Origin of the sequence: Brevundimonas sp. EAKA (assembly GCF_000698025.1) — a bacterium.
Classification (GTDB): Bacteria; Pseudomonadota; Alphaproteobacteria; order Caulobacterales; family Caulobacteraceae; genus Brevundimonas; species Brevundimonas mediterranea_A.
This window is the reverse complement of sequence record NZ_JMQR01000206.1, coordinates 1-3,130: the sequence shown is the minus strand read 5'-3', so window position 1 is coordinate 3,130 and position 3,130 is coordinate 1. Positions and strand designations below refer to the sequence as shown.

The following is a 3,130-nucleotide window of genomic DNA, read 5'->3' as shown; positions in this document are numbered from 1 at the left end:
GGTCCTGCGGGCCCCGACGCCCGGCGACCACGCCTATGGAGCGACGCTCCTGGTGCTCGGATCCTACGCCCTGTTTCACGCCGTCCTGGCGGCCCTGATGGCCGCCTTCCTCACCGCCCGCGTCGTCAGGGGCTTCACCTCGCCCAGCCGTCAGGCCGAATTCCCGGTGGTGACCCTTTGGGTCGACTACCTGGCCGGCGCCTCGACGCTGATCCTCGTCGTCGCCCATCTTCCGGGATTGCTGGCGTGAGGGATATCCTGCGCATCCTGGTCGCGCCCCTGGTCTGGCTGGCCAGCTTCAGCGCTGTGTACGGCCTGCACGGGCTGATCTGCGGACACGGGATCGGCGGGTCGGCTTTCGGCCTGGTCTCCGTCCCGCGCCTGCTGATGGGGGGCGCCTATGGGCTGGCGGTGCTGCTGCAGGTGGGTCTGATCCTGGCCCTTCACGCCGCGCGCTTCAGTTCGCCCTCGCCGTTCGTGCGCTTCGTCAGTCGCGCCACAGCCTGGGTGGGACTGATCGCGGCGGTCTGGACGCTGTTGCCGACGGTGGTCACGACCTACTGCCTTTGACGAGCCGACAGCGAGCGATGATCACCGACTTGATCTGGATCAGATCGTCTACCGACCTTGCCCCTAGTATCCAGGGCTCGAAGCGCGGGACAGGACGATGCGTCATTTCATCGACACGCAAGATTTCACGAGCACCGAGCTCCGGTCGCTGCTGGAGCTGACCGGCCTGCTCAAGGCCGCCGACAAACAGGGAGGCTTGCCGCCTCTGCTGGCGGGGGCCTCCCTCGGGATGATCTTCGAGGAGCCTTCGACCCGAACCCGTATCTCGTTCGAGGTCGCCATGACGCGGCTCGGCGGGCACGCCCTCTATCTGAAGCCCGGGGAGATTCACCTCGGCGTTCGCGAGAGCATCAAGGACACCGCCCGGGTGATGAGCCGGATGGTCGACGCCATCGAGGCGCGGACCCTGAAACACGCCACGGTGACCGAACTGGCGCGCTGGGCGACCGTCCCGGTGATCAACGGCCTGACCGACTACAATCACCCTACCCAGGTGCTGTGCGACGTCTTCACCATGATCGAGCACAGTCCGGACGGGAAACGGCTCGAGGATTTGCGGGTCGCCTTCATCGGCGACGCGACCAATGTCTGCTCGTCGCTGATGATGATCTGCACCCGGCTGGGCCTGAACTTCACCCATTGCGCGCCCGCCCGCTACCAGGCCCCCGAGGCGTGGCAGGCGATCGCCCGGGCCAACTGCGCTGCGTCCGGCGGCTCCTTCACGGCCACCGAGGATCCGCAGGCCGCCGTGGCCGGGGCGGATTTCGTCTATACAGACCTGTGGTGGTGGGTCGGCCAGGAGGCCGAAATCCCTGAGCGCACCGCCGCCTTCATGCCCCGGTACCAAATCAATGAGGCCTTGCTGGCCCATGCCCCGGCGCACGCCAAATTCATGCACTGCCTGCCCGCCTCGCGAGGCGTCGAGGTGACGGACGCCGTGATGGATGGCCCTCGCTCGATCATCTACGACCAGTCCGAGAACCGGCTGCACGCGGAAAAGGCCATTCTCGCCGCCTTCGTCGCCCCGCGCCTGAAGCCGCGGTCGGCCGCGCGCTCGCATTGGCATGCCGGGCGCATTGCAGAGTTTCTCAAGCACCATCCCCTCACCGAGCCGGCTTCGCCGGCTGTCCTGTCGGAGGTCGACCGCCATGTCTGACGCTGTTTCCGCCACGCCGCGCCCGCGCTTCAAGCGCGTCATGGGCCTGTTCGACGTCACCCTGTTCACCGTCTGCGCCATCCTGGTGATCGACACCCTGGCCGCATCGGCGGCGATCGGCCCCTCGGCCCTGTCGTGGTGGGTGATCACCTTCCTGCTGTTCTTCATCCCCTACGGCCTGATCACCGCTGAACTGGGGGCGGCCTATCCCGGCGAGGGCGGCATCCAGCAATGGATCCGGCGCGCCTTCGGCGATCGCTGGGCGGCGCGCACGACCTGGCACTACTGGGTCAACGTCGCCCTGTGGATGCCGTCGGGATACATCCTGATGGCCGGACTGATCGCCCAGATCACCGGCGTCGAGATGAGCCTGTGGGGCAAGATCGGCATCGGGATCGGGGCCTCCTGGCTGACCGTCCTGATCGGCGTCACCAGCCTGGCGACGGCCAAATGGGTGCCCAATCTGGGGGCGGTCATCAAGGCCGCCATCATGCTGCTGATCGGCGGTGCGGGGATCTACGTCCTGACCACCCGGGGACCGGCCAACGACCTGTCCTGGCCGAGCCTGATCCCGCAATGGGGCGCCGGTCTCGCCTTCCTTCCGGTCATTGTCTACAATTTCATGGGCTTCGAACTGGTCTCGGGGGCCGGCGAAGAGATGCGCAACCCCGCCCGCGACGTGCCGATCGCGGTCATCACGGCCGGCCTGCTGATCTCGGGCTTCTACCTGCTGGCGACCTTCGGCATTCTCGTGGCCCTGCCCGTCAAGGACATCGGCCTGATCGAAGGCCTGCTCGACACCCTGAGGTCGCTGATGGCCGGCGCTCCGGGGCTGGACGTGATCATCCCCCTCATCGGCGTCGGGGCGGTGTTCACCATCCTGGCCAATCTGGTCACCTGGTCCATGGGCGCCAACCGCACCGCCCAGGCCGCAGCGGCCGACGGCGAACTGCCGGCGGTGTTCGGGCGGCTGCGTAAGTCCAACCAGACCCCGGTCGGAGCCTATCTCCTCACCGGCCTGGTCTCGACCTTCGTGATCGTCGTCTATGGCGTCTTCGCCAGCAGCGCCGAGGACCTGTTCTGGTCGCTGTTCGCCTTCAGCTCGGTCATCTTCCTGCTGCCCTATCTGGTCCTGTTCCCCGCCTTCCTGCGTCTCCGAGCCCGCGACGCGGAGACGCCCCGTCCCTACCGGGTTCCCGGGGGCGCGATCGGGGCCAGCGTCATGGCGCTGGTCTGCACCCTGTTCATCGTTCAGGCGATCTTCTTCTTCCTCTGGGTTCCAGGACAGCCGGTGGATTGGCGCAAGACCGGCCCGATCCTGACCGGCGTGCTGCTGATCCTGGGGCTCGGCGAGATCGTCATCGGCGTGATGAAGGCCAACCGCCGGGGCCCCCCCCCCCCCCC

Annotated in this window: 4 protein-coding genes; all 4 read left to right on the top strand. The window is 67.3% G+C overall.

The window, feature by feature from the left end; translation table 11 throughout:
• Window positions 1–250, top strand: a 250-nt coding sequence (locus ER13_RS18810) for a hypothetical protein (protein WP_035311123.1), incomplete at its 5' end; no start/stop codon positions are given.
• A complete protein-coding gene (locus tag ER13_RS16715; protein ID WP_035311122.1) occupies window positions 247–570 on the top strand; it encodes a hypothetical protein in 324 nt (107 codons plus the stop codon). The genes ER13_RS18810 and ER13_RS16715, both read left to right, overlap by 4 nt.
• A gap of 97 nt (window positions 571–667) precedes the next feature.
• On the top strand, window positions 668–1,726 hold the full coding sequence (gene ptcA / locus ER13_RS16710) for a putrescine carbamoyltransferase (protein WP_052005175.1): 1,059 nt from the start codon (window positions 668–670) through the stop codon (window positions 1,724–1,726).
• A partial coding sequence (locus tag ER13_RS16705) for an APC family permease (protein ID WP_035311120.1) occupies window positions 1,719–3,130 on the top strand: 1,412 nt, incomplete at its 3' end. The genes ptcA and ER13_RS16705, both read left to right, overlap by 8 nt.

Excerpts from the sequence above, each read along its gene's own strand:
- ptcA (WP_052005175.1), top strand. The coding sequence starts at position 668 with ATGCGTCATTTCATCGACACGCAAGATTTCACGAGCACCGAGCTCCGG.